Source organism: uncultured Senegalimassilia sp., assembly GCF_934636665.1.
Classification (GTDB): domain Bacteria; phylum Actinomycetota; class Coriobacteriia; order Coriobacteriales; family Eggerthellaceae; genus Senegalimassilia.
The window spans coordinates 1-22741 of sequence record NZ_CAKUAT010000012.1 but is presented as its reverse complement, the minus strand read 5'-3'; the positions used below and the strand labels follow the sequence as shown (position 1 = coordinate 22741).

The 22741-nt window shown below is 57.0% G+C and carries 22 protein-coding genes; 9 read left to right on the top strand and 13 right to left on the bottom strand.

Annotated features, from left to right (window positions below):
* Positions 1 to 61 precede the first annotated feature (61 nt).
* Both Q0G75_RS06075 and Q0G75_RS06070 read left to right on the top strand, forming a co-directional pair.
* Positions 62 to 2080, top strand: coding sequence for a hypothetical protein (locus Q0G75_RS06075; RefSeq protein WP_294416136.1), 2019 nt, complete (start codon positions 62 to 64; stop codon positions 2078 to 2080).
* Positions 2081 to 2465: 385 nt separating this feature from the next.
* A complete protein-coding gene (locus tag Q0G75_RS06070; protein ID WP_294416138.1) occupies positions 2466 to 2786 on the top strand; it encodes a hypothetical protein in 321 nt (106 codons plus the stop codon).
* Between the two features lie 132 nt (positions 2787 to 2918).
* Here Q0G75_RS06070 and Q0G75_RS06065 read toward each other — a convergent pair whose 3' ends face one another.
* The 3 genes from Q0G75_RS06065 to Q0G75_RS06055 all read right to left on the bottom strand — a co-directional run bounded on the left by Q0G75_RS06065 (position 2919) and on the right by Q0G75_RS06055 (position 3796).
* The gene (locus Q0G75_RS06065; protein ID WP_294416140.1) at positions 2919 to 3218 is read right to left on the bottom strand and encodes a type II toxin-antitoxin system YafQ family toxin; all 300 of its coding nucleotides are present in this window, start codon (positions 3216 to 3218) and stop codon (positions 2919 to 2921) included.
* Entirely contained in the window at positions 3218 to 3490 is a 273-nt protein-coding gene (locus Q0G75_RS06060; RefSeq protein WP_114513208.1) for a type II toxin-antitoxin system RelB/DinJ family antitoxin, read from the bottom strand. Before Q0G75_RS06060 ends, Q0G75_RS06065 begins: the two co-directional genes overlap by 1 nt.
* Positions 3491 to 3571: 81 nt before the next feature.
* On the bottom strand, positions 3572 to 3796 hold the full coding sequence (locus tag Q0G75_RS06055; protein ID WP_294416149.1) for a helix-turn-helix domain-containing protein: 225 nt from the start codon (positions 3794 to 3796) through the stop codon (positions 3572 to 3574).
* Between the two features lie 237 nt (positions 3797 to 4033).
* On the opposite strand from Q0G75_RS06055, the gene Q0G75_RS06050 reads away from it, so the two are divergent.
* A complete protein-coding gene (locus tag Q0G75_RS06050) occupies positions 4034 to 4249 on the top strand; it encodes a helix-turn-helix domain-containing protein (RefSeq protein ID WP_294416151.1) in 216 nt (71 codons plus the stop codon).
* A gap of 685 nt (positions 4250 to 4934) precedes the next feature.
* Here the strand turns inward: Q0G75_RS06050 and Q0G75_RS06045 are convergent.
* Entirely contained in the window at positions 4935 to 5636 is a 702-nt protein-coding gene (locus Q0G75_RS06045) for a hypothetical protein (protein WP_294416153.1), read from the bottom strand.
* Positions 5637 to 5942: 306 nt separating this feature from the next.
* On the opposite strand from Q0G75_RS06045, the gene Q0G75_RS06040 reads away from it, so the two are divergent.
* Positions 5943 to 7172 (top strand): ATP-binding protein, encoded by a 1230-nt coding sequence (locus tag Q0G75_RS06040; protein ID WP_294416155.1) that lies wholly within the window; start codon positions 5943 to 5945, stop codon positions 7170 to 7172.
* A 40-nt stretch (positions 7173 to 7212) separates the two neighbouring features.
* Here the strand turns inward: Q0G75_RS06040 and Q0G75_RS06035 are convergent, their stop codons facing one another.
* Entirely contained in the window at positions 7213 to 7674 is a 462-nt protein-coding gene (locus tag Q0G75_RS06035; protein WP_294416157.1) for a hypothetical protein, read from the bottom strand.
* Positions 7675 to 7969: 295 nt separating this feature from the next.
* Between Q0G75_RS06035 and Q0G75_RS09360 the strand changes: the two genes are divergently transcribed.
* Positions 7970 to 8275, top strand: a complete 306-nt coding sequence (locus tag Q0G75_RS09360) for a transposase (protein ID WP_365910835.1) — start codon at positions 7970 to 7972, stop codon at positions 8273 to 8275.
* Here Q0G75_RS09360 and Q0G75_RS06030 read toward each other — a convergent pair.
* Positions 8268 to 8393: an IS3 family transposase gene (locus tag Q0G75_RS06030; RefSeq protein WP_294417903.1), complete on the bottom strand. Its 126-nt coding sequence runs from the start codon at positions 8391 to 8393 to the stop codon at positions 8268 to 8270. The genes Q0G75_RS09360 and Q0G75_RS06030 overlap by 8 nt on opposite strands.
* A gap of 574 nt (positions 8394 to 8967) precedes the next feature.
* Positions 8968 to 9963 carry a DUF2806 domain-containing protein gene (locus Q0G75_RS06025; RefSeq protein WP_294417902.1) on the bottom strand — a complete coding sequence of 332 codons (996 nt, stop codon included), beginning with the start codon at positions 9961 to 9963 and terminating at the stop codon, positions 8968 to 8970.
* A gap of 284 nt (positions 9964 to 10247) precedes the next feature.
* Between Q0G75_RS06025 and Q0G75_RS06020 the strand changes: the two genes are divergently transcribed.
* Entirely contained in the window at positions 10248 to 10670 is a 423-nt protein-coding gene (locus Q0G75_RS06020) for a hypothetical protein (RefSeq protein ID WP_294417900.1), read from the top strand.
* A 596-nt stretch (positions 10671 to 11266) separates the two neighbouring features.
* Positions 11267 to 12424 carry an IS110 family transposase gene (locus Q0G75_RS06015; protein ID WP_294417898.1) on the top strand — a complete coding sequence of 386 codons (1158 nt, stop codon included), beginning with the start codon at positions 11267 to 11269 and terminating at the stop codon, positions 12422 to 12424.
* Between the two features lie 130 nt (positions 12425 to 12554).
* Here Q0G75_RS06015 and Q0G75_RS06010 read toward each other — a convergent pair whose 3' ends face one another.
* Entirely contained in the window at positions 12555 to 12749 is a 195-nt protein-coding gene (locus tag Q0G75_RS06010) for a zinc-ribbon domain-containing protein (protein ID WP_294417897.1), read from the bottom strand.
* A gap of 170 nt (positions 12750 to 12919) precedes the next feature.
* On the opposite strand from Q0G75_RS06010, the gene Q0G75_RS06005 reads away from it, so the two are divergent.
* On the top strand, positions 12920 to 13423 hold the full coding sequence (locus Q0G75_RS06005; RefSeq protein ID WP_294417896.1) for a transposase: 504 nt from the start codon (positions 12920 to 12922) through the stop codon (positions 13421 to 13423).
* Here the strand turns inward: Q0G75_RS06005 and Q0G75_RS06000 are convergent.
* The 5 genes from Q0G75_RS06000 to Q0G75_RS05980 all read right to left on the bottom strand — a co-directional run bounded on the left by Q0G75_RS06000 (position 13308) and on the right by Q0G75_RS05980 (position 18054).
* Complete coding sequence (locus tag Q0G75_RS06000; protein WP_294417895.1) at positions 13308 to 14762, bottom strand: hypothetical protein; 1455 nt, start codon at positions 14760 to 14762, stop codon at positions 13308 to 13310. The genes Q0G75_RS06005 and Q0G75_RS06000 overlap by 116 nt on opposite strands.
* 22 nt (positions 14763 to 14784) lie before the next feature.
* A complete protein-coding gene (locus Q0G75_RS05995; RefSeq protein WP_294417893.1) occupies positions 14785 to 15819 on the bottom strand; it encodes a hypothetical protein in 1035 nt (344 codons plus the stop codon).
* Positions 15820 to 15981: 162 nt separating this feature from the next.
* Entirely contained in the window at positions 15982 to 16272 is a 291-nt protein-coding gene (locus Q0G75_RS05990) for a hypothetical protein (protein WP_294417891.1), read from the bottom strand.
* A 192-nt stretch (positions 16273 to 16464) separates the two neighbouring features.
* Complete coding sequence (locus Q0G75_RS05985) at positions 16465 to 17001, bottom strand: hypothetical protein (protein ID WP_294417889.1); 537 nt, start codon at positions 16999 to 17001, stop codon at positions 16465 to 16467.
* 15 nt (positions 17002 to 17016) lie between these two features.
* Positions 17017 to 18054, bottom strand: coding sequence for a hypothetical protein (locus Q0G75_RS05980; protein ID WP_294417887.1), 1038 nt, complete (start codon positions 18052 to 18054; stop codon positions 17017 to 17019).
* Positions 18055 to 18469: 415 nt separating this feature from the next.
* On the opposite strand from Q0G75_RS05980, the gene Q0G75_RS05975 reads away from it, so the two are divergent.
* The coding region (locus Q0G75_RS05975; RefSeq protein WP_365910828.1) for a BspA family leucine-rich repeat surface protein at positions 18470 to 22741 on the top strand (4272 nt) is incomplete at its 3' end.

The window sequence follows — 22741 nt, the reverse complement described above, 5'->3', positions numbered from 1 at the left end:
ATGGGGATGCCCAGCATAGATGCGCCCAATGGCGCTGCGTCCTACGCGAGAAAGGCCCGCATTGAGAGAATTCAATCACGAGAGAATCATCTGCTATGACCGCAACGATCTTGCTGCTGGCGCTTTCAGGGAGAGATGCCTCCAAATCATAGAAACAGGGAGCAGTCTTCGAATCAAGACGATCAACGACGCGATAGAGGTCCATCAGCTCAAGCTTACCCTCGAAACAATTCCCGAACTGTTCGAAGGAACCGATGTCGCCAACGCCATCGAGGTCGCTTCGAATCTATTCTCGAGCGCTTGCCGCTACGTAAGAGAGAGGCTCTCTTCCTCGAGCATCGTCGAGGCCTACGAGGACATGGAGGTGCAATACGCCGATCAATTCTGGGACCTGTTGTGCTCATGCGGTGCGGAGAAGCTAATCTGCGGCGAGAAGCTCAGCGTCCTCCTTTCGCGGCATGTTGAATGCCTGCCCGGCATCTTGGCGAACAAGAAAATCGTTGGGATGTTCGATGCCGAAATCAGAGAATCCCTGATCGACAACCCGTATTTCTCGGCTGAGCTCCTGATTCGCGAATACGCGACGAAATCCGGTGATCCCGATGGCATCTTCCTCCCAAAGAGCCTTTCCCAAGACGACTTCGACTCCATAATGGCCGATTACCTCGGCGACCAACGAGCCAACCCCAATTACGAGGAAGCCCTCTTCAATTGGCCCTCCGGCTCGAGCAAATGCGAGTTCTCCCCATCGCCTCACGTCAAAGTGCAAGCAAAGCGGGCATGCGATGCCGCCATGGAGACGATGTTCGGGCAAGGGGCCGGGCTCGAATACGGAGCCGGGGTCCGAATCGACCCCGAGCAAGTAGCGTGCAAGGGCATAGAGCGCGATGGCTTCACATTGATTTACAGCTTTAGCGAGAGATGGCTCGAAAAGTTCACCGACCACGCAACCGTCATGAACAACTGCAGGTATCTGCTGGACATCGTAGACAACGACGGGTTCATGTCCATGCCCGCGCACGCGCACGAGGAAAGCGGGCTGCTTGCCACGCTGGGGTCGCGCGTGCTGGGCGAATACAGGACTAACATGGCTTCGAACATGAGGGAGTCGCTCTCTTATACCGAAGTCGTCGCATACTCGCACTTCCTCGAAAGCCGCGGGGCGAAGCTCGAGCGGGCAATCGAATGGGCGTACAACGTCTATTTTGCCGAAGAGTACTCCATCGACGGGTTCACGCTGGCCTTACCGGCCGACGGAGCATCGTGGCTCGACAAATGCAAGTCGATAGGGCCCGAAATCGAGCGCGCCGCCAAATCCTATTCGATCTATTCGACGGCAGGGCGAATCGACGGGGACTACTTCCCCTACGTAACCTTCAAGTCGTTTGGCGACCTCAAGGCGCTCTCTGAGCGTAAATACGCGATCGCCGGCTCCGATTTCGATCAATACGCAACGTCCCTGTTCTCCGACCAGTGCATGCTGACATACAGGCGCGGGCACGATGACAAGGCGCGGTGCTTCTACGAGCTGATGCGGAAGACCGAGGTCTTCGTTGGCGACTACAACCCGATATACACCGACCTAATTCACCGTCTAATCGACAGCAAACTCGCCTGCATGGACGACGAGACCGAAGCCCTCTCCCCTACGCCCCGCGCAGACTGTCTAAAAGCAGCCTGGGACAACGGGGCCGTATCCCTCCAAGGACGCGGAAGCGATGGCCTGGCCATCGTCGAAAGCCTCGTTTCGGATGGGATGCTCTCGTATAGCGAGAAACTCTTCACCCCGGACGAGAGCGCCTATCTCGACTACATGTTCAACGACGCCACGTTTTCCAACTCCCAGGGCCTCCGAAACAGATACGACCACGCGCATTCCCCAATCGTCGACCCGAACTCAGAAGAATTCCGAGCCGACTACTATCGAATGCTGACCTTGCTTATCGCCGTCACGCTCAAGATCAACGACGAGCTGTCGGCGACCACGGGTCGCGGGCACCTCGAAAACTTTGTGGACTGGCCTTATTACGACGAAAGCGTTCTCAATCTTGTCGAAGAGTTGGCCGCGGGAGAAAAGTAGATGCGTTGTCGCGTCGCCTCGAAACGGCGGCGGCAACCATCTCTCTGGCGGCGTCCGAAGGATGCACGTTCGGCAAGAACCTTTTCCCACATTTCGACGACATATACGACATCGCAGCCGACGGGTACGGGATAATCACCGCCAGGCAGGCACGAGGCAAGGGCCAGGTCACCGCCAGTGAATATGAAAGATTGGAAAGGGAGCCGGCATGACGCAGCCTAAAACGCCAAACAGCAGAAGGAACCTGGACCTCGCCATAGGCAGGCTCTGCGCGAAGACTGACGGCGAGCCCGGCCAGCGCAAACGGTGACGTTTGCCCCTAATGGGCTGGAGGCATAAGGCACCGCCCGCCAACCGGCAGCCACGCGAGAAACGAGGGCAATTCATGGGGTCAAAATACGAGGAGATGGCCCAGCAGATGAGAGCCGACGGCGTCAGCGAGGCGATGATCGCCAGGTTCGTCGCCGAGGAGATGGAGGAAGACGAGTTCCGCCGCGGAAAGGGCGTCACGGAGTTCGAGGCGCTGCGGGAGTGGAGGAAGATTCCCGAGCATATCCGCAAGCTTCTGCTCGCCAACGCGTTCTGCCATAACTGCGGCACGACGGAGTTCGCGCCCGGCTACACGCTGCGCATGCGCCACAGCTGCGTGCTCATCGAGGGCCGCTGCGCGAAATGCGGAGCCGAGGTAGCAAGGCTTTGCGATTAGCCGTCCACGGAATCCTGCCGGGGATAGGCGGCTGCCGGATGAGCGGCGCTCCCGGGAACCGAGACGCCCCCAACCGTTGGGCCAATCCCCCTAACGAGAAAGTCCGTCATTATCGCAACTTGCCAATCCCTCCTACCTGAACAGCTCGTCGTGACCGCCAGTGCGCTCGAAGAAGGCGACCTCGTCGTTGGCCGACCATATCACCAGCCAATCGCCGGAGTTCGCCACGTGGCACTCGTTCCTCCCGGCCCAGCTACCGCTCAGGTGGTGCATGTTGTGGCGACGCTTGAGAATCTCCGTCGACTCGGGAGTGTTCTCCAGCACCAGGTCGATGAGCTTCTGCAGCTCAGCTAAATCCCAATTACGCCGCTTCGCCTTCTTTTTGAGGTCGCGAGAGAATGCAGCGGAGAAATCTGCCGTGAGCCTGCCCATTAGGCCATCGCTGCCGCGATGAGGTCGGCCGCGTTGTCAAAGCGGCCTTTCTCGCCAGAGGACAGGAAGGCGTCGCCCTCGCGGATAGCCTCGAGGCTCTCGATGCTGGGCTCGTCGGGGGCGAAGGTCAGGGGGATGCGGCGCGTGTTCACCATCTGCTTGTAAAACGCGCGCGTAACCGATGAGAGATCGAGGCCGTAGTAATCGGCCACCTCGGAAGCGCCGCGCTTCAGGTCGTCGTCAATGCGTATGGTCAAAGTAGAGCTAGACATGATACTCCTATCGATGTATGTGCAGATATATTATACTGCACATACGTTAGACCCTCAAGTAAGACTGTCCAGAAATGCGAGTTAAATTTTGCGGGGAAGTCGGCCAGGGGCCTTACCGCGGCGATGCGGCCCGCACCGCGTCCGCGGGGCGCCGTCTGCCGTCATCACGGCCAGCGCGGCCTCATAGCGCGACGCGCGCTTGTCGACCGTCTTGCGGTTGAGCCCCAGCTTGGCCGCAATGCCGCGGTTCGACTTCCCCGACAGGTGCATCTGGACGATTCTCATCTTGTCAGTCAAATTGACCATCTCCGATCACCTCCGGCGAACAGCATACGCCGGAGCGGGGTGGCCCATTTTTAAAGCGAAGAGCAGCCCGTTATTAAATTAACGTATGCGGATGCCGTGCAACCATCCCTTTTGTCGAAACGGAAACAAGATTGGACGTGAAGTGGAGGGCGACAACAGGCGGCGCCGCAACGTCGAGGCCCCAAGGTTGCCAAGGTATAATTCGAAACATCGAACGCAAATAGGAAGGCGGCCCGAATGAACCTAGGCAGCGAGAGCGAGACCGTCGAGTTCAAAAAGTCGACAGGCGAGCACAAGGAGGCCCCGCAGGCCATGAGCGCCATGCTCAACAAGCATGGCGCAGGAGAGCTGTACTTCGGCGTCAAAGACGACGGCGAGGTCATCGAGCAGGACGCCACCGGCCTGCTCGCCGAAAACGCCGAGATCGGGAAAAGACCGCATCTGAGACGCTGAAGCGTCTTTGCAAAAAGGGACTACTGGAATGGGTAGGTAAAACCCTCACGATCCCAACCAGTTCTACAGGCTCCCGGAAAACGCATGATCAGCTACGTACCTGCTCCGTAAAACTGCGGAGTAGGTACGCATTTGGCCGCTAAAGTACATTCAACGCCGATATGCACGCAGCGCATAAATCGTGGTGACATTCCGCGCAAACCAAAACGACACCCTCGCATAAGCGATATGCGCGCCCGCATCAATGGCCGACGGGCGCCCCTGCGCCTACCGAGATGGCGGAACCGATTGCGGACGGCGTCGTTTTCCCTCGTCGGCGCGCCAATGCCCGTCAAGGCCCAAAGCCTTGCTCTTTTCCTTGCGGGCGGAAGCGCGGACATGACCGGATGGTCGTGTCCGCGCGTATTGCTTACGCAGCAGCCGCACCACGATTTACGTCGTTGCCGCATCATGATTTACGCCGCGCGTGCATATCGGTGTTGGACGTGGACGTACCCGATGGGAACGTCCACTCGATCGACGCCGTTAGGTATGCGGTGATGGACGATGTGCTTCGCGGGTAGCGGCGCAAGGTTCACGGCGGGCTGTTCTTCGCCCTGCTCTTCTTCTCTTTTTTTCATCAAACGAAACATGGGTACGGAGCGGATGGGCGGGCTGGGGCTTTTCTTCGCCAACCCCGCGCGGCTTATTGGGCGAAGAGCGTTGGGAGCCAGGCGAAGAAGACAGAGAGCGCCTTTACCAGGAGGTTGAACAGCGCTATGAAGGCGCTACCCAGCGCTTTGAGTAACTCGAGCGCCTCGTCAGGGCAGGCGACCATGCATGCAACGAGCAGGACGGTGACTGCAAGGCTCAGGAGGATCGCTTTGAGCGATCGGCCAGAACGGCCTGGTTTCGCGTGCTTGACTGTGCGAAACTGCCCGACGTCTTCGGTGCTGGGCTCATCGGCTTCCTCTTCTTCGCCTGCGGCCGCTTCGTCGTCATCGTCTTCGCCGGAGCGACGCTCTTTGATTTCGCTGATGGTGTCCGCCAGGCTCGCCGCGCTGTCGAGGAAGCTCGCGATGGCGCCTAGTGCAGACCGGTCCTCATCATCGTCCGTATTATTGGAATCGTCTTCGATCTCGCTCTCGTTGATGAAGTTGAGGGTGCCGCACTTCTCGCACGTGAATGCGGACATCCAGTCGTCGAAGCCGCTCTGCTTGTTGAGGACTGCGCCGCAGCCGTCGCAACGCCACACGACGCCGGGGAACTGGTTGGAGCAGTCGTCCACGGAGTCGTCGCCGTAGAGCTCCTCGCCGCACTGCATGCATTTCCAGAATCCCTCGTCGGGGTCGAAGCCCGCTTGGTCGCAGAGGTCGGCTCCGCAGTTCGGGCAGTAGTAGTCGCTCATGGGGCACTCCTTAGGGACACGTTGGCGCTATGATATCCGCATGGCCTGCGCGCTTGTGACCGCGACGCATCATTGCCACATGAACGATGTCTAGTAATTGGTGCGCAGCATGAAAACGTTGATGAGGGTTACTGGGTGCCGGAGCGCGTGAGGGAGTTTCTGCGGGCGATGGGGTTTCGGTCGCCGTTGGAGAAGATGGGGCCCTGCAGAGCAAGCATGAAACGTGATCCAGATGCCTGATTCGGAGCCAATTTGACTAATTTGGTTCCTTTAGATGGTGGTGCGATTGCAGGAGGTGGATGTTAGGTGAATCTAAAGTATACGGACGATGGGACGCTACCCGAACTCGTGGCAAACCTCGCCAGCCTCAAGCGCGAAGGCATCTACTGGGATTTCAAGCGCGAATGGCACGACAACAAGGCCGATCTACTCCATGACATCATCTGTATGGCAAACAATCCCGCGGAGACGACGGGGTTGTTGATAATCGGCGTCGATGAAGAGGCGGGCTATGAGCCGACCGGCGACGCCGACGCCTTAGGCAAGCGATTGGTTACGCAAAACCTCGTTGATATACTGCGTTCCAAGAAATGGGCCGACGGAATGCCGAGAATTCGTATTGCCACAATCGACCTCCGTGGAGCCTGCGTCGATGTCGTCCTTGTCGACCACGACGAGGACGCCATGCCTTACTACCTTGTAGAAGACTACAGAGACGGCGGTAGCACCGTGCGCGCCGGCGCCATTTACACGAGAGACGCGGACAGCAACACACCTAAGAACGGGACGGCGACCCCTCTCGCCGCCGAGCGACTATGGCGCAGGCATTTCGGGTTGGACAAGACCCCCCTTGAAAGGCTTCCACAGCTGCTAAAAGACCCCTCGAAGTGGAAGCACACCCTTCCCGTCTTGGCACGAGATGAGGAGTACTGCGGGTACTGCTTCCATCATGTCGACTTCCCTGAGTTCACTTTCGTCCGCAAGCCCGAGGAGGATTGGGACGCCGTTGAGTACTTCATGCTCGCCAGCCCGTTCTTCTCGCATCCCAGCTGGTGGACGTGCTACCTCTACTACCATCAGACCATGATTTACCAGATGCCCGGCGCGTACTCCGACCATCTGTGGATTCCGGCGCCGACCATTTCCACGCTTCACGACCACTGCTATGCGGTTCCGCCCGAAGACGCGCACTTCTACATGTATTACCTCGAAGGTTCCATCGAGCGCGCCGCGATGATGTTCGAACTCGATGAGAGCAAAGAAGGTCCCAGCGCTCTGGAGGAAGTCCGCTGGCTCGATTCGCTCGTCCCGACCTATAAGGACGAGGGCGAGCGGATTGCCTTCGAGAGATGGGTTGAATCGAATTGGGGCATGTTCCTCGAACGTAGTAAAAACCAGACGTTTTTCCGTCGTGTGTCCGAGAAGTTGCCCGGTTCCATAAAACACTACGAAAGTGTGGAGCGTCGTGCGAGGGAATCGGCGACTTTGGTGGACTTGCTGAAGGAATACCGCGCCCTTCATACGGAGGAGCGATGAAGGGCGTTTAGGCTGGGAATATGTCTTAGCCGCAGCCTGTCTAAGCGATGCGGGCCTTGATTGACTCGCTCATGCGCTCTGCAATCGCGCCCGGTATCTTCGAATCGGCGTTGTCGCTTTTAATCCAGTACTGGCCGGTGAAATGGCCCCATGCGTTGAAGTCGACGCTGAACCCCCATTCCGAGATGTTGCTCTGGGACCGCACCGTAAATCGGGCTATGGGTCCGTCGCAGCGGCACGAGACGACCCTTTTGATGGTTTTGGCGGCGGCGTCGGCCATCTGTGCGAACTCTTCTTGGGAAATGCTGTCTTCGAAGCTGAAGGGCGTCTTGGGGCGGTTGATGTTGCGCTGTATTTGGTTGCCGATGTCGGCGACGGTGCCGCCTATTCCACAGACAACGTCGACAGCGCCCTTCGCAACAGCGCCGCCCGCCTTTGCAACCACGTCGACGGCCCCTGCGGCGATGCCGATTGGGCTGAAATCCTTGTCGAATATGCCCATGTTCTGCGACCTGCCTTCCCTGCCTTGTTGCTTCGCATTATAGCCGGCCACCTTGACCACCTGTTGCTGTGCGAGTTAGGTTTTGCGAGAAAAGTCGGCCGGGAACCTCGCCGCGGCGATAAGATTCGTGGCGCGTTCGGCGCTGCGGATGGCCGCATTCTAGCACGACCTGGCGCGGAAGCGCGCGTTCGACCCCCCCATTGTTCAGGTCGACGCCCAGTGCGGCGGCATCCAGCCAGATGAATCTGAATCTGAATCTGCCCCATTCCCGTTGACAAGTCGATTTCCGTTTCGCATGATGCGGGCAACGGAGGATAGGAGGCAGGCATGGGAACCCCCATCGCCCAAGCACACGGCCGAGTTCAAGCAGAAGGCGGTCGAGCTTTACAGAAAGTCCGGGACGACCTACGCCGAGGTGGCGCGCGGGCTCGGATGCGACCCGGGCAGCCTGTCGGACTGGGTCAAGAAGGCCGACGCCCCGCGCGGCGGAAACCCATTCCAGGCGGCCGAGGAGAACCGCAGGCTCAAGCGTGTTAGCGTCAATGCATTTTTCACCATTTGGGGCTGCGGTGGAAATCCTGGACCGTTTCGGGTTAGGTGATCAGCCCCAAATCCCTCCGATACTGCATCGGGCTCCTGTAGCCCAGGTCGCTTTTTAGCCTGACATCCCTATACCATCCGAGATAGGCGTCGAGCATGTCCGCGAACTCGTCGAGCATGACTCCGCTCCATCACAGGCCGAACCGGCCCGAAACGCCACAATACGCCAGCGTTTCCCCAGGTCGGCGAAGCCGGCAGCGAACAACTGCCGCCGAAAACCGCACAGAAGTCCAGACCCAGGGCGAAATCGGCGCCCGTTTCCTGCGAAACCGTCCAGAAGTCGCGGCAACCGCAGCTGTTCATAAGACGAGCAAGCATGAACATCTCGACGCCGCCGTTCGCGTTGCCATCTCGCGCACGCTCATGACGCCATCCGTACTATGAACGGTAGCTGCCTCAAACTCGCTGAGCTCGGTAATCGCCACAGGCGAATGGGTCGTGATAATCACCTGGCCACCCTCGGACTAGGCTTTCTTTCTCAACCCCCGAAGAAGCCCACTGAGCCTATGAGGCTCGAGCCCGTCTCGATTTAGTCTATTACGAGAACGGCCCCGACCTCCGTCACGCCCATGCCATTCAAGCGTCTCAGAGCGCTCACGACCACGGCGCTGATCTCTTTTTGTTCTCCACCACGCGTCGTAAGGCCGAGCCGGGTTGCAGGATAGACCGCATGCACGCATAGCAGGCGCTTTACTAGAGAGGCACATAGCGCATTCGGCCATCAGACTCTATTTCCATCACCCTCACGACCTCCCCGCCAGCCTGCTTGAGCTTGTTCGCGAGCAGATTGTTGCGGTCGAGCTCACATCCCAAGTCGCAGAGCTGCGACAGCTCCTCACCGTAGCGCGTGAATCTGTGGACGGTGACCTCGAAGCCCTCGCCCTCAGGGAAGCGAACGCCTAGAAGGCGGGAGCCAACCTTGAGAACCTGCCAACCCCCGCCTCCGAGCCTCATACTCTCGTACATGCCAAAGCCGCTCGAGTTTCCGAACTCGATAAGCCCAAGCCCCTTCAGCCTCGCAAGGCCTGACTCGGGCAAGGCGAGTTCTTGGCCTTTCTCCATGAGGAGGGGCAGGAGCTGCTGCCTCTCGCCCCAAGGAAGAACGCCCCCGGCGCACCTTGCGCAAAGCGAGGCAAATGCCTCTGCATCCTCGCGCTCCATATCGTCGAGAATCCTCATCGACTTGCGGGAATAGCTCCCCGGCTTATTCAACTCGCCGGTCAGCAGCCTCGCCCATAGGCACTGGGCATCTTCATCGTACTTCGCACCGGCGTGCTCCTCGAACTTGTCCACCCACTCCGGGTCGAGCCTGCCGGGATCGGCATCTTCCTTCAGATCAGGAGAGCTTACGGCCTTCTCGGCGATGTCCTCAAGGTTCAGCTGATGCGCCAGCGACCTGTTGAGCGTCGCCACGATCGCGTTCTTGGTCGCAACATCTATATCGCTCTGCTCGACTTTTCTGATCTGCTCAAGAGCCGAGTCGACGTAGCGCCCTTGGGCCTTGGCGTTGATGCGGGCCCTCAACGACGAGGTCAGGAAGGGCTCGCGCCTGGCGCCGCCGCCTATCCTCACCGTGGTACCGCTCGCATCCACGACAGAGGCCTTTGCCGTCAGCTCGTTGCCGCTCATATTGCCGCTGGCGGCGCTGACGGCAACAGCGCCGCTGCCGCAATCCTGTATCCCGTCCATCGATTCTCCCTTCCCGAAATCGGCCAATCGTTTTATGGCCTCTTAAGTTTAGATGACATAGCCAACCGCAGAAAAGACCGGCTCTTGCGCAACGCAGCATCGAGCCTCCCTGGATGACGGGTTGCTGTTAGAAGGGTGCTCCTTCCCTCTGCCGTCAGATGGCTGGAATACGGGCTGGTCCGCCAAATCGGGCTCGCGGCGACAAAGAGGGGTGCGTACACCGTCAGCTTCTACCTCGACGACTCGAAGTTCACCCCGTCCCTACAAAGGTGCCGTCGCTCCAGGTGAACGAGCATGCCTGCAACATTAGATTCCTGCTCTATGGCTATGCGCACAGCTCGAAGAAGTTAGACGACATGGCGAAAAACTTCCTCGAAGAAGTCGCCCGGCGCTTGGTGGCGAGCGTTAACCGCACGCTCACATTGGAGGGAACAGAAATGGGCCTCGACAGCAAAGCCTCGCAGTTCAATTATTTCGGGAACCATGGCGGCGCCGAAGCCGCCATGGCAACGGACAACGCATCGGTCACGGCAAACCAGACGAACGGCGCGGCGGCCGAAGAGCTCAAGACGATCCCGGAAGACCTGAAAAAGTCGGCAAGCGAGCTCGATGCCGATAGGCAGCAAGCCGCCCTGGAAACCATCGAGGCTATGAAGGAGGCCTGTCCGACGCGCAGCCAAAACCCTCAATCGTCAAAACGATCGTGAACAGCCTCAAGGGTTTCAACGACTGCTCGTCCTCCGCGACGCATGTCGCAGCCCTAGCCACATTCGTGTCGACGCATTTCCCGGGGACCCTGGGATAGTTTGCGAAAAAAAATGAGGCGGCTTGCATCTGATTGTTGCAAGCCGCCTCACCATCGGAGCCACCATAGCCTCCCTAGGTCTATCCGCTCATCCTCTCCACGTCTCCATGCGCCCGCAGCCCAAGCAGCCATCGAAAACGATGCAGATCCCCATAGCTGCCACGCATAGCCGGCCAGTCCAATAGTTGCAAAATCACGCCTATAGGCAGGAGGCACCGACGCCTCCCCATTACAGTCCGAGATAAGCCATCGATGAGCTTCGGTGGCGATCATTCGGCGCATTGCCTACGATACGGGCAAGCCCCGAGGGGCCGCCGATCGGGCGTCCCCGGATGGCCGTCTGCCCCTGCCCCTCGAGGGCCCGGGGGGTGTTGCCACCGAGGACGCTCGCCGCTCCGAACGACTGATAGGAAACTGCCGGGCCCGGGGGCCACGGCCAGGTAATGTGGGTGTCGAGGGGAGGGCTTCCGATCGGCCTACCGATTGGAGGATACCACCATGGCACCACCCACCAGGCCGGGAATCGTCATAGGGCTCGACGTCGGGAAGTCTTCGCACTGGGCGTGCGTGGTCACGCGCGAGGGCGAGCTTCTGGCAAGCAAGCCTGTCTTGAACAGGGAAAACGCCATCGACGGACTCTACGCGCAGTACCCGGGCGCGCTGGTCGTCGTCGACCAGGTCCGCAACATCGGGTCGCTGGCGCTTTCGCGTGCCAGGCTCGCCGGGATGCCGCGCGCGTACCTGCCCGGGCTCGCCGCTCACGGCGCGTCGAAGCTGTTCGCCGGCGACGCCAAGACCGACGAGCGCGACGCGATGGTCATCGCGAAGACGGCGCTGGGCATACCCGACGCGCTGCTGCCGGTAGCCGACAGACCGCCCGAGATAGAGGCAGCCAGGTCGCTCGCCGCGCAAAGGGACTTTCTGACCTGCGAGAACACGCGCAGCAAGAACAGGCTCCGCAGCATATTGCTCGAATCGTGCCCGGAATTCGAGGCGCACGCCGACCTCTCGGACCCGGCGACCCTCAAGCTCATGGCCGCCGTCGGCGGCCCGTGGTCGATATCCGGGGCGTCGCCGCAGGCCGTCGGTGCGCTCACGCGCGGCTGCAGGCGCGCCAAAGTGGCGGCGCTGGCCGAATCCGTCGAATCGTCAAGCAGGCCGCACCCGGCGGCCGTCGCCTGCGAGGACCGCGCCGTTCGACTGCTCGCGCGAAGGATATCGGAGAACGACGCCGAGATCGGGTCGCTGACCTCCGAGATATCGGCGCTGCTTTCCGCCGACGAGACGTACAGGTGCCTGCTCACGGTGCCCGGCATAGGGCCACGAACGGCATCCGAGCTGGTCATATCCATAGACATAGCCGACTTCCCAAGCCACGACAGGCTGGCCTCGTACTGCGGGCTGGCGCCGCGCAACCGGCGGTCCGGCACGTCGATATCGTCGGTGTCCGCGTCGCGGCAGGGCAACAAGAGGCTGAAGAACCTGCTCATATTCTCGTGCAACTGCCTTGCGCGCAGCCGCAACCGATGGGGCGACTACTACGCGCGCTGCCGCGGCAGGGGGATGCCGCACGGCAAGGCCCTGAAGGCCGTTGCGAGGAAGCGGCTCAAGGTGATCTACGCGGTCATGAGGGACAGGGTCCCGTACGTCGCCTAGCGGCCAACGAGAATTCAAGGCCCGGCCGGGCTTGCGTCAGCGTTGCCAAAAACGCCTCTCTGGAAGATAGCTTCCCCTTGACAGAACTATAGGAACACCCCCCATTCCTTCCTCGCCGAGGGGCCGAGGGCTAGTCGAGCCTTATCGGCCTCTCGGGTCTCTTCCTCCCCGAACAGTACGGGCAGTAGCCCGGCTTGGCCCTCGCCCTGTCGCGGACGGCCATCTGATAGACGTGGCCGCACTCGCCGCGCCACCATACGGACTTGCGGCTTATGGCCTGCACGCCAGTGAGCTTCAAGAGCTTGTTCATGCGCGGGTGCCACATGGGCGCTATGCGATCGTGTCGGAAAAGTTGGTGTAAGCGAAACAGATCGGGATGGCTTTGAAGGGAAACGGCCTTCGCCCTAGAATCTGGAATTGCGACATAACGGATTCTTGGAAAGGACGAAGACTTCACTGGAGAGTCTAGCAGAAAGCGTGCGGGAGCAGCCGGCGATGCCGAGGTTCGAGGACGGGTCGGTGAACCTGAGGGAGCTCATGAGGCGCATCGCCGAGGACGTCGTGAACGCTATCATGGACGCCGAGGCCGACCAGCTGTGCGCGGGAGGCGCCAACAGCCGCAACGGCTACCGCGAGCGCAACCTGGTCACGTGCGTCGGCGACATCACGACGAGGATACCGAAGCTGAGGTCGGGGAGCTTCTTCCCGGAGGACGTGGTCGAGCGCTACCAGCGCGTCGACCGCGCGGTCGTGTCGGCCGTGGCCGAGATGTACGCCACCGGCACCTCGACGCGCAAGGTGCAGCGCATAGCGAAGAAGCTGGGGATATCCGGGCTGTCGAAGGATCCCAACGCCCCCGCAACTCACTCAAACAACGAGCACCCTAAGCAAAAGCACCATGCTCCCACTGCCCAATATCATCTATCATGCACGAATTCTCTAACATTTTTTCCTTTATCACGATGCAGTTGGCAGGCTCAACCCCAACCTCACCGATAGACGCAACCACAATCTGCCAACCATGCAATTCCCGATGAATCAAGCTCATCATTCGCCTAAAGTTATCTTCATCTATCTCGCCGCTACGAGGCGAGTCAACTATAAAAGGAAGGCGAATACCACAATACCGCTCTATCGCCTTTGCGTAGCCAAGCCTGAATGCAAGGACAAGAAGCAAACGACGAGTCCCGCTTTTGTCTTTTAGCTTGTATGTGAAAATTCCTTTTGAATCCGAATAGTAATCCGATTCGACACCAAGTCGCTCGCAATAACCCGCTATCGTTTCAGCCAAAAAATCCGCAACCTCGTTGCCGTTAGCCAGAAGCTCTCTACGCTGCTGTTTTTTTTCGCCTCTCTCCTTCTTCAAGCTATCAACGGCTTTTTCGAATGCAACTTTTCGAATGTTCAATTGTGCGATTTGTCTTTCAGCATCATCAATGCTCTCAGCAACAGAAAATAAAACGGAATCGCCTTTGATTCTGTTCTCAAGATCGGAAATCTCACCGTCTTTTGCCTTTATGCTAGCCAGCATTGCTGACAACTCCGCTATTTGATAGTCAACACTATCTTCAAATCCCGCGAGGTTCTCTTTCGTAACCGCAACTTCAACACCAGGGGAAACGGTTACGCGCAAACCAAGGTTTTCAATGTAAGCTGCAAATCGCTCGTTTTCGGCTATTGCCCTCTTAACCGAGTTTGCGCGACGTTGAAGCGCATTACGCTCCACTCTCAAGCGCGATAACGCCTCTGCTACCTCCGGCAAATTCGGTGCAGCCTGCTCACCAATTTGGCTATCGCCTAATTCCTCTTTCAAGCCGGCAATACTGGAAACGGTTTTGTATCTCTCGATGCGATCGTCGAGGCCTTTAATTGCTTGAGTCAGATCAAGGGCCTTATCACCCGAAAGACCATCAATGAGCAATTCAATATTGAAGCCTATACCGCAAGATACTTTGCCGCGATTTAAGAGAGTCCACCCTTCATCCTGGTCAATAAACATCCCTGCCAGATAATTCTCGGCTACCTGTTCAGAATCAAAGCCCCATATGGATTTACGCACGTCATTCAGTTCATAAGGGAGCACATAACAGGAAAATCGATCATCCCCCGAGCTGATCCTGTAACTATCCCTCTCCCTTATCCCGATGATAGTCTTATTCCCCTGTTGCACCTCAATGCGAAATGCGTGATCCGGGAACTTAAACTGAACCGTATTTGCAATTGGTTCACCCAAGGCGTAAAAAACCGCTCGAATCAGCGTCGTCTTGCCAACTGAATTCCTGCCATTGCTCTGTATAAGGTTAAATCCATCAGTGAAGAAGAACGTCTTTGAATACATTCCGTTCCGAATATCGAGACGCCTAATCATGCAGTCTAACGGCATTTGACACCTCTCTCATCGCCGATCGCCTCTTCAAGACCTTTAATAGAACAAGCCAAACAAATGCACGGCGTTCGTCATCATCACAAATTACGCTTGCACCAAGTACATCGACATACTGCTCCCATCGTTCAGAAACAAAATCGGACAGAGTCCGACTGCCGCTTGTGGAAGAACATCGAAACTGTTCATAATCGGAGATTATGCGAGTTGAAACACTATACAAATCACTCTGGCCATCAATCGTCGATCGATAGCGATGCATGACATCCTCAAGAACATCCTCATCGATTTCTAGCATGCCGTTTCCAACGGACGCCTTATCACACATCTCGAAAACTATTGGCCATATAAACGTTTTCTTGGAAATGCTCTTATTGGGATGCCCTGGCTTTACCGTTGCATCAGCTCCCAGCAACTGGACCCATATACGCCGTAATCTGCTCGGAATAACGCCATGAGCATCCGATGAATTAATCGAGCCTAGAAAAGCAGCAATGGCTGCATCTACCGCTTTCGTCTTTGTAGCCTCGTCACTCCCAAAGAACGGAAGCACGAAGAAGCAAAGCAGGCCATACTCCTTGGTCAAGAGAACGGTATCTCCGATGTGTTTTTCTACAGCAACTCGTTGCTCAGGCTCAAGCTCGTAGAAACCATAGAAAGCGCCATCACTAAAATTATCTGCGTTAATTCGTTTGCCGAAGAGCAGGCGATCGTTCGTAACATATACCGCCTTCATGCAATCTGCTTTGCGCAGATCGTCCACCAGAGTTTCCATCGCTTCGGATAAACGCCTTGTCGACCCAGCACCCGGTTCATTTGCCTTGTAATGAGCTTTTGCCTGACAATATACCCTCATACCGTTCTGAAGCTCAATCTCGATGTCCTCCATGTCCCCCTCAACCTCTATTGAGGACATGTCTTCAATATTTTTCAAGGCAAGAACTATTGCCGCATGAACTTGGAACTGCCATCCAAAAGCAGATTCTGCGGCATTTCGATCGATAGCTGTCATTACGCCAAATAACCCTTTGGAATCGGTTGAGAAGCACGCAATACATGAGTCTTCCTACTAGGCCTTACAGTATAGCCCAGAATGACAGATGGGTAACACACGCCTCGAACCACAAGCATCCCCTATGGCAAAAAGACGCAGGGCATGTCGTCGGAGCAAGCACTATACCACCTGAGGCTCGCCATCACGTGCTTCCTCTGCTTTGCCAGGAAATATCACAGCACCAAAACGGATGACGATATCCGTGACCAGTATGGCCTTCAAAGAATGTTCTACAGTTCCGTACTCGGTCTGCGCGCCATGGCAAATCTTGTTGCGAAGCGGATTGTGCGCAGCAAGGTCATCGGTCATCGCATTCGTTAAGATTACTTTCACAATGTAGTCCGCCGCGTGCCGGAAAGCATACCAACCGTTTTCTGAAAGAAGAATCATTATAAGGACCTTGTCTTTCACGTTGGTCAGCTCCCTAGCCTCGCCATTCTTCTTACGGGATGAGTTCACACCAAGGTTTTCAGCATACAGGTCATCGCACATATCACGACAACAGCTAACTCAGCACAACAAGCAGCCCGAAGCAACACACCGGGCTAACGCAGACCACATCGAACAGCCCATAAGCACGAATCGATTCGCGGCCGAAAGCAGCTAGCCCTTTCTTCCCCACTCTTTGCTCGCAAGACGATATGCAATGCTTAGCCGCTTCAAGCACATGCATACAACTACGACAAAATTGCACGTAACCCCGAGCGAACATGCCGTAGCGATGTCGCAAACGACATTCGCTAACTCGCCGATACCCGCAACCACCATCAAACCCGCAGCGCCGAAACCAGCTACAACCGCCCAAAGGATTGCCGCGAAAAGCTCATCGATTAACTTGACCTCTGCATCCCTAACTTCAAGGCCGCTTGAGCCGGACGATATCTGAACCCTCAACTGAAACACTGCCACGGCAAGTCCGCACAGCAGAGCGGACACAATCGAAAGTGCAGTTATCGCATTCCCAAAGCATGAACGAATCGAGGACGACACAGACTGCGGCGCTACAAAAATCGCAATGGCGACAATTGCCGGAATAGCAAAATGCGTAACATAGTCTCTCCAATTACGATTGCGGTACACACCCGTGCGCAACGTATCGCAGTAATCCTTGAATATTCTTCCTATGCCAGCTTTACCCATGGGAGCTCTTTCAGGTTATAACCGCTCACGTCCTAGCCGCCTCCCGATCTCTTGGCATCGAGAGGCGCATCTGTCCACAAACTCATCATCCGAAAGAACCGGTTTGCCCTTTTCGTTTAAAACTTCATGGACTTTCGAACGCAACCCTTGCCCAATCACGAATTTCCCTTTTGCCGAATTAGGTCCTTTTAGCGAAACGGTCGTCATCGCGCCTTCATCTTCGATGATTCCGCCTTGAAGCCCATACAACGTGGTTGCGCGCATATTGCCAGAAAGCAATTCCTTTAGAATCGCCATACTGAACGGCCTGCCACGCTTGTGTCCTAACTTCACCTCAATGTAGTCGCCCTCTCTTACAAGAGCCGTTGAAGGGTCACTTGGTTCGAGGTATTTCTTCACGACAACAGATTCAACCTGATTAAACGATTCGAGGACCTCGGCCTCCAAAACCGGCTCGTAGCTAATAACAACATTCGGAACGACTTGAGCAAGATAGCCCTTAAAGGGCTCGAACAAAACAGTTTCTCCTGCTCCATTATTTGCGTGCTCAACACAAATAAGCATATAGGTGTCACCATGCGCGCAAGACAAATACAAACGCGTTTCAACCATTGATGCCTTATCGCCATCATACGAGTAGTCAACCTCAGCAGACTGCACGTCAACAACATCGACGTGCTCGCCAGACGCACCTGAAACGAGCCTCACGAGGAGCGAGTCATCCAGCCTTTCACAGGACTTAAGGATGATATGCTTCGAGGTTCTCTTAGTATCTAATATCTGATTTGCTCTCTTCTCAAGAAAACGAGCAAATTGTTCAGCTAACGTATAATGCCCAACATCGTTAACTGAGATCAGATTAGTTGGATCTCCTCTTTCATTGAGGATGGCTTTATAGACGGACAGAGAACGCATCGCTTGTTTTTGCTGCATCATGGCTCCAATCGATAGGTCGTCCGCATTCGCTGCAATATACCTCAACACATCGCCGAACAAGGCCGCCGCTTCACTCGTGAACATGCCAACTGCCCGATCAATCGCCGCGGTTGCCACTGTCGTCGATTAATCAGGAAATCGGTTGCGGGCAACCGCCACGCCCGCAACCCATTCTATACGCCAGCTGAGAATGGATACACCTCAATCGCTAAGATATCCAGGAAGCGCGAGGGCTCCAGGGGCACCACCTTCGGACACCTCGCGATAGGGAGACCCCCTACATAGGTCGATTGCGCCGCACACCGCAAACAACGCACTCGACCGTTGCGCGGAATCAGCCAGACCCTCGCATCTCCAATCCGCTCCGCAACTTCACCCGCATCGGCCGTCGCCGTCCCTATACAGCACTCAAACCCACACCAACAGCACCCACCCATGCAACAAGCAGCCTCTCGGCAAACAGTCCCGAACTGCCGCCGCAAAGCAACAAGAAATCACCAGCCTACGTTCGTAACATCGCTTGGAACAGCAAATGCTTGCCACGCCCTCGAAACACGCCGAACTCGGCAACAACCTGCGGTTTTTCGTTTATACTGCAATCGTTGAAATAGCCGTACGCTTGCAGAATCGTACCTGTTCCGATTACAGAAAAGGGGCCGTTATGCGTAAGCCTGCTTCCTGCGTCCTTTCCATCGCGCTCTCGGTCGTGATGTCGGTTGGTCTTATCCCGTCACCCGCGTTTGCAGGAATCGACAGTACGTCAGAACCCGCTACGCAAAGCGCCAGCAAACCTAACGAGAGCCCAACCGAAACTACGTCGGGCCAAACCCAGGCAAACGATCAAATCAGCGCCGCCTCCAATACCTCAAGCGAAACGCCAAATCAAACACCCGAGTGTTCCCCCTCTGATATAAACGCAACAAGCAATGCGTCGCCAAGCAACGAGAACGCGGACGACGACTCGGCCACCGTCCTCCAGAGCGACACCGATTCAGCGAGCAACGATGCGCCTCGCGTTGACTGGAGAATCGAAAACCGCTTCAAATGGATGATCACGGCAGACGGCACCCTTGTTATACGCATTGCCGAGCGTACCGATTCAAACCTAAAGTACGAATCCTGGAAGGCGTATCCTGACCTCATCGAGCATGCCGATCTCTCTCAACTTGATACGTCTCAAGCAAAAGATCTGCGCAACTTGTTTTATGGCTGCACGTCGCTTCAAAGCGTAGATTTATCGCAGCTTGATATGTCGAACGTCACAAGCATGCGTGGCATATTCGCCGACTGCAAGAATTTGAAGTCCGTCAATCTATTAGGCATCGACACTTCCAACGTCACGGATATGAGAAGCATGTTTTCTGGCTGCCAATCGCTAGAATCCGTAGATCTCTCGCAGCTGATCACGACCAACGTCACCGATATGAGCAGCATGTTCCAAGGCTGCAAAAACCTCGGCTCCGTCGATCTGTCCGCGCTCAAAACTGCCAACGTTACCAATGTTGCTTGGATGTTTTACGGTTGCGAATCGCTCAAGAACATAAGCCTCTCGGGACTAGATATGTCGAGCGTCACCGATATGACCAACATGTTTGGATCCTGCAAGTCACTCGAAAGCATCAACCTTCAAGGAATCAATACGTCCAACGTAACCAGCATGGTCATGCTATTCTTTGGCTGCGAATCACTCAAGAACATTAATCTCTCAAATCTGAACTCTTCGCGCACAACCAACATGACATCTATGTTTCATGACTGCAAATCCCTCGATAACATTGACCTCTCAAAGCTAGACACATCAAACGTAACGAGCATGGCGGCAATGTTCGCAAACTGCGAATCTCTATCATGCATCGACCTTTCGAACCTTAACGCACCCAACGTTACCGACATGGCAAGCATGTTCTCCGGCTGCAAAGCTCTAAAAGATGCCAATCTCTCAAACGTAGACGCGTCCAACGTTGCCAAGATGACAAGCATGTTCTCCGGTTGCAAGAGCCTGGAACGCATCAATCTGACAGGCATCAAAACGCCGAAAGTAACCAGCATAAGCGCAATGTTCAGCAACTGCGGGTCGCTTGAAAGCGTCGACATTTCGCCGCTTGACACTTCCAACGTAACCACAATCTCCAGTATGTTCTCGGACTGCAAGCGCTTAGAGACCATTAGCCTTGCCGGAATCGACACGTCACACGTAGCGAACTTCGCCAACGCGTTCAAGGGATGCTCCTCCCTTGCAACTGTCGATTTAGCAGGCATTGACACGACAAGCGCCACCGATATGGATTCGATGTTTGCGCAGTGCACGAAGCTTCAAGCTATAGACATCTCATCCTTTGACATGTCGAAACTCGGCAAGGACCCGAATGCCCTTTCGAGGATGTTCGATAACTGCCCCTCCCTCGAGCGCATTACCGTTGGTGACAAATGCGCGGTGAGCTTCCCCGAGCCCGGTGGGAGCAGGGCTACCGGCAATTGGATCAATACTGCCTCTAACGAAATCTACGCGCCCATCAACGTTCCCGCCAACGTTGCGGCAACGTATGAGTCGCAGCTTGACGTCACCCAATTCCCGTTCTTCTACAATCCCGATGACGTCACCTACACGGGATCGCCTATCGAGAAGAAAGTGACCTCGACCCTCAAGCAGGGCCGCGACTACACCGTGGCGTACGCAAACAACACGAAGGTGAGCACCGCCGCCATCACCATCGCAGGCGCTGGGCGCTATGCCGGGTCGATGGAACTCCCGTACGATATCGTCAAAGCAACCCCGAACTACCCTGAAGTTAAGGGACTCACAGCAACCTGCGGCCAAAAACTGTCCGACATCGCCCTGCCCGAAGGCTTCGCCTGGGAAGGCGATGCGTCCGCAACCATCGATACGCCAGGATGGCCGACATATACCGCGACATACACCCCGGCCGACACGGCGAACTACAGCACCGTCTCCGGCATCGAGGTAACGGTCCACGCAACACAGCCGATCGACGCCAGCATGTTCAGCATCGAGGACACCGACATTCGTTACACGGGCAATCCCGTGATGCCCACCGTCACGTCGTCAACGGTGCCGAGCGACCAGTACACCGTCACCTACGAGAACAACGTCGCCATCGGCCAGGCAACCGCTATCGTGACCGCGAACAGCCAGAACTACAGCGGCACCTGCGCAATCCCGTTTGAAATCAAGCCGACGAACGCGGCTGCGAACTACCAGCACAGCACTACCGCGCAAAGCGGCGATATCATGCTCACCGTCCAGTGGAACGACCCGAAGCTCGGCCAGGAGACCACGTTCCATGTATCTGCAACGGGCGGAAGCGGTGCGTACCAGTTCCGTATGGATGCGCCGACGTATATGGATCCCGATGGCAACAACGAAAGCGTTGCCGACCCCAGTCGCAACCAATGGCAGCAATACACCGGCGAATGCGCATCGCACGATTACCAGTTCGAAATGACCGCAAGCGGCACTTACTACCTGCGCTTTTACCTGATGGACAAAACAGCCGGCGTGTACTACCTGCGCGCAAACGTATTTGCAAGCGCAAACGACGACGCCTATCCGGCGGTCAGCACCATCGTGAAATCCGCAGTCGACAAATGCAACGCCGAGACCGACGGGTCCGACTACGCGCGCGCCCTGTGGCTGCACGATTGGACGCTCAACCAGCTGGAATACGACCACAACCTCAACTGGTGCAGCGCGGAAAGCGGCCTCACCCGCCATCAAGGCACGTGCGAAAGCTACCAGCGCATCTACGCCAAACTGCTGAATGCCGCCGACATCGCCAACGGCCGCATTGAAGGCAATGGCCACACCTGGAACGCCGTGAAGATCGACGGCAAGTGGTGCCAGATCGACCTCACCTGGGACGACACAAGCGACAACTGGTACGGCGACCTCGATCAGCGTCACCTCTACTTCGGCCTAACCGACGAGCTGATGGCCATCGCCCACAGCGACCACACGAAGAACTACCAGGCAGAAGGCTACGCCTACCGCTCCACCGACCTGTCCAACAACTACTTCGTCCGCAACGGCAAGGCTAACGAATGGGCGGAAGCATATGCCGGCCGCATCCAGCAGCATCTCGATGCCAGGGAGACCGAATTCAGCATCGACGCCGATAACCAATCCTTCCCGCCCAGCATCTCCGGGATACAAAACGGCATCGTCGCCTATGCGATGGATCAACGTGAATGGAAGGCAAGTAACGCCAAGGTCGGCCTCACCGCCATTTCCAACGTCACCACGCAATCGAGCAACAAGTGGTCTGCGAAGTACGATTTCGCAGCTAAATATTCCGAAACCCCAACGATGCCCTCACGCACGCTCGCCGACGGCACCTACCGGCTGGCCAGCTCCGTCGACCCCTCTATGGCCGTGAGCGCCTCGGGGGCGGGCTGCAGCATCGCGTCGGGCGCGGCGACCCTGGCGTTCGAGCGCGACTCCGCCACGGGCCTCTACCGCATATCGTCGGGCGGCAGGCTGCTCACCGAGTCGGGCAACGCCGCCGTGCTGGCCGACGCCGACGGCTCGGCCCCCCAGCTGTGGCGCCTGTCCGAGTGCGAGGGCGGCTGGTCTATAACGTCCGCCTCGGGGCTGGCGCTCGACCTGCGCTCGCGCGGCGCCTGGGAGGGCAACGAGGTATGGCTCTACGGGGCCAACGGCACCGCCGCCCAGGCGTGGCTGATCGACGGCGCGGCGCTGCCCCGCGCCGTCGCCGACGGCACCTACCGGCTGGCCAGCTCCGTCGACCCCTCTATGGCCGTGAGCGCCTCGGGGGCGGGCTGCAGC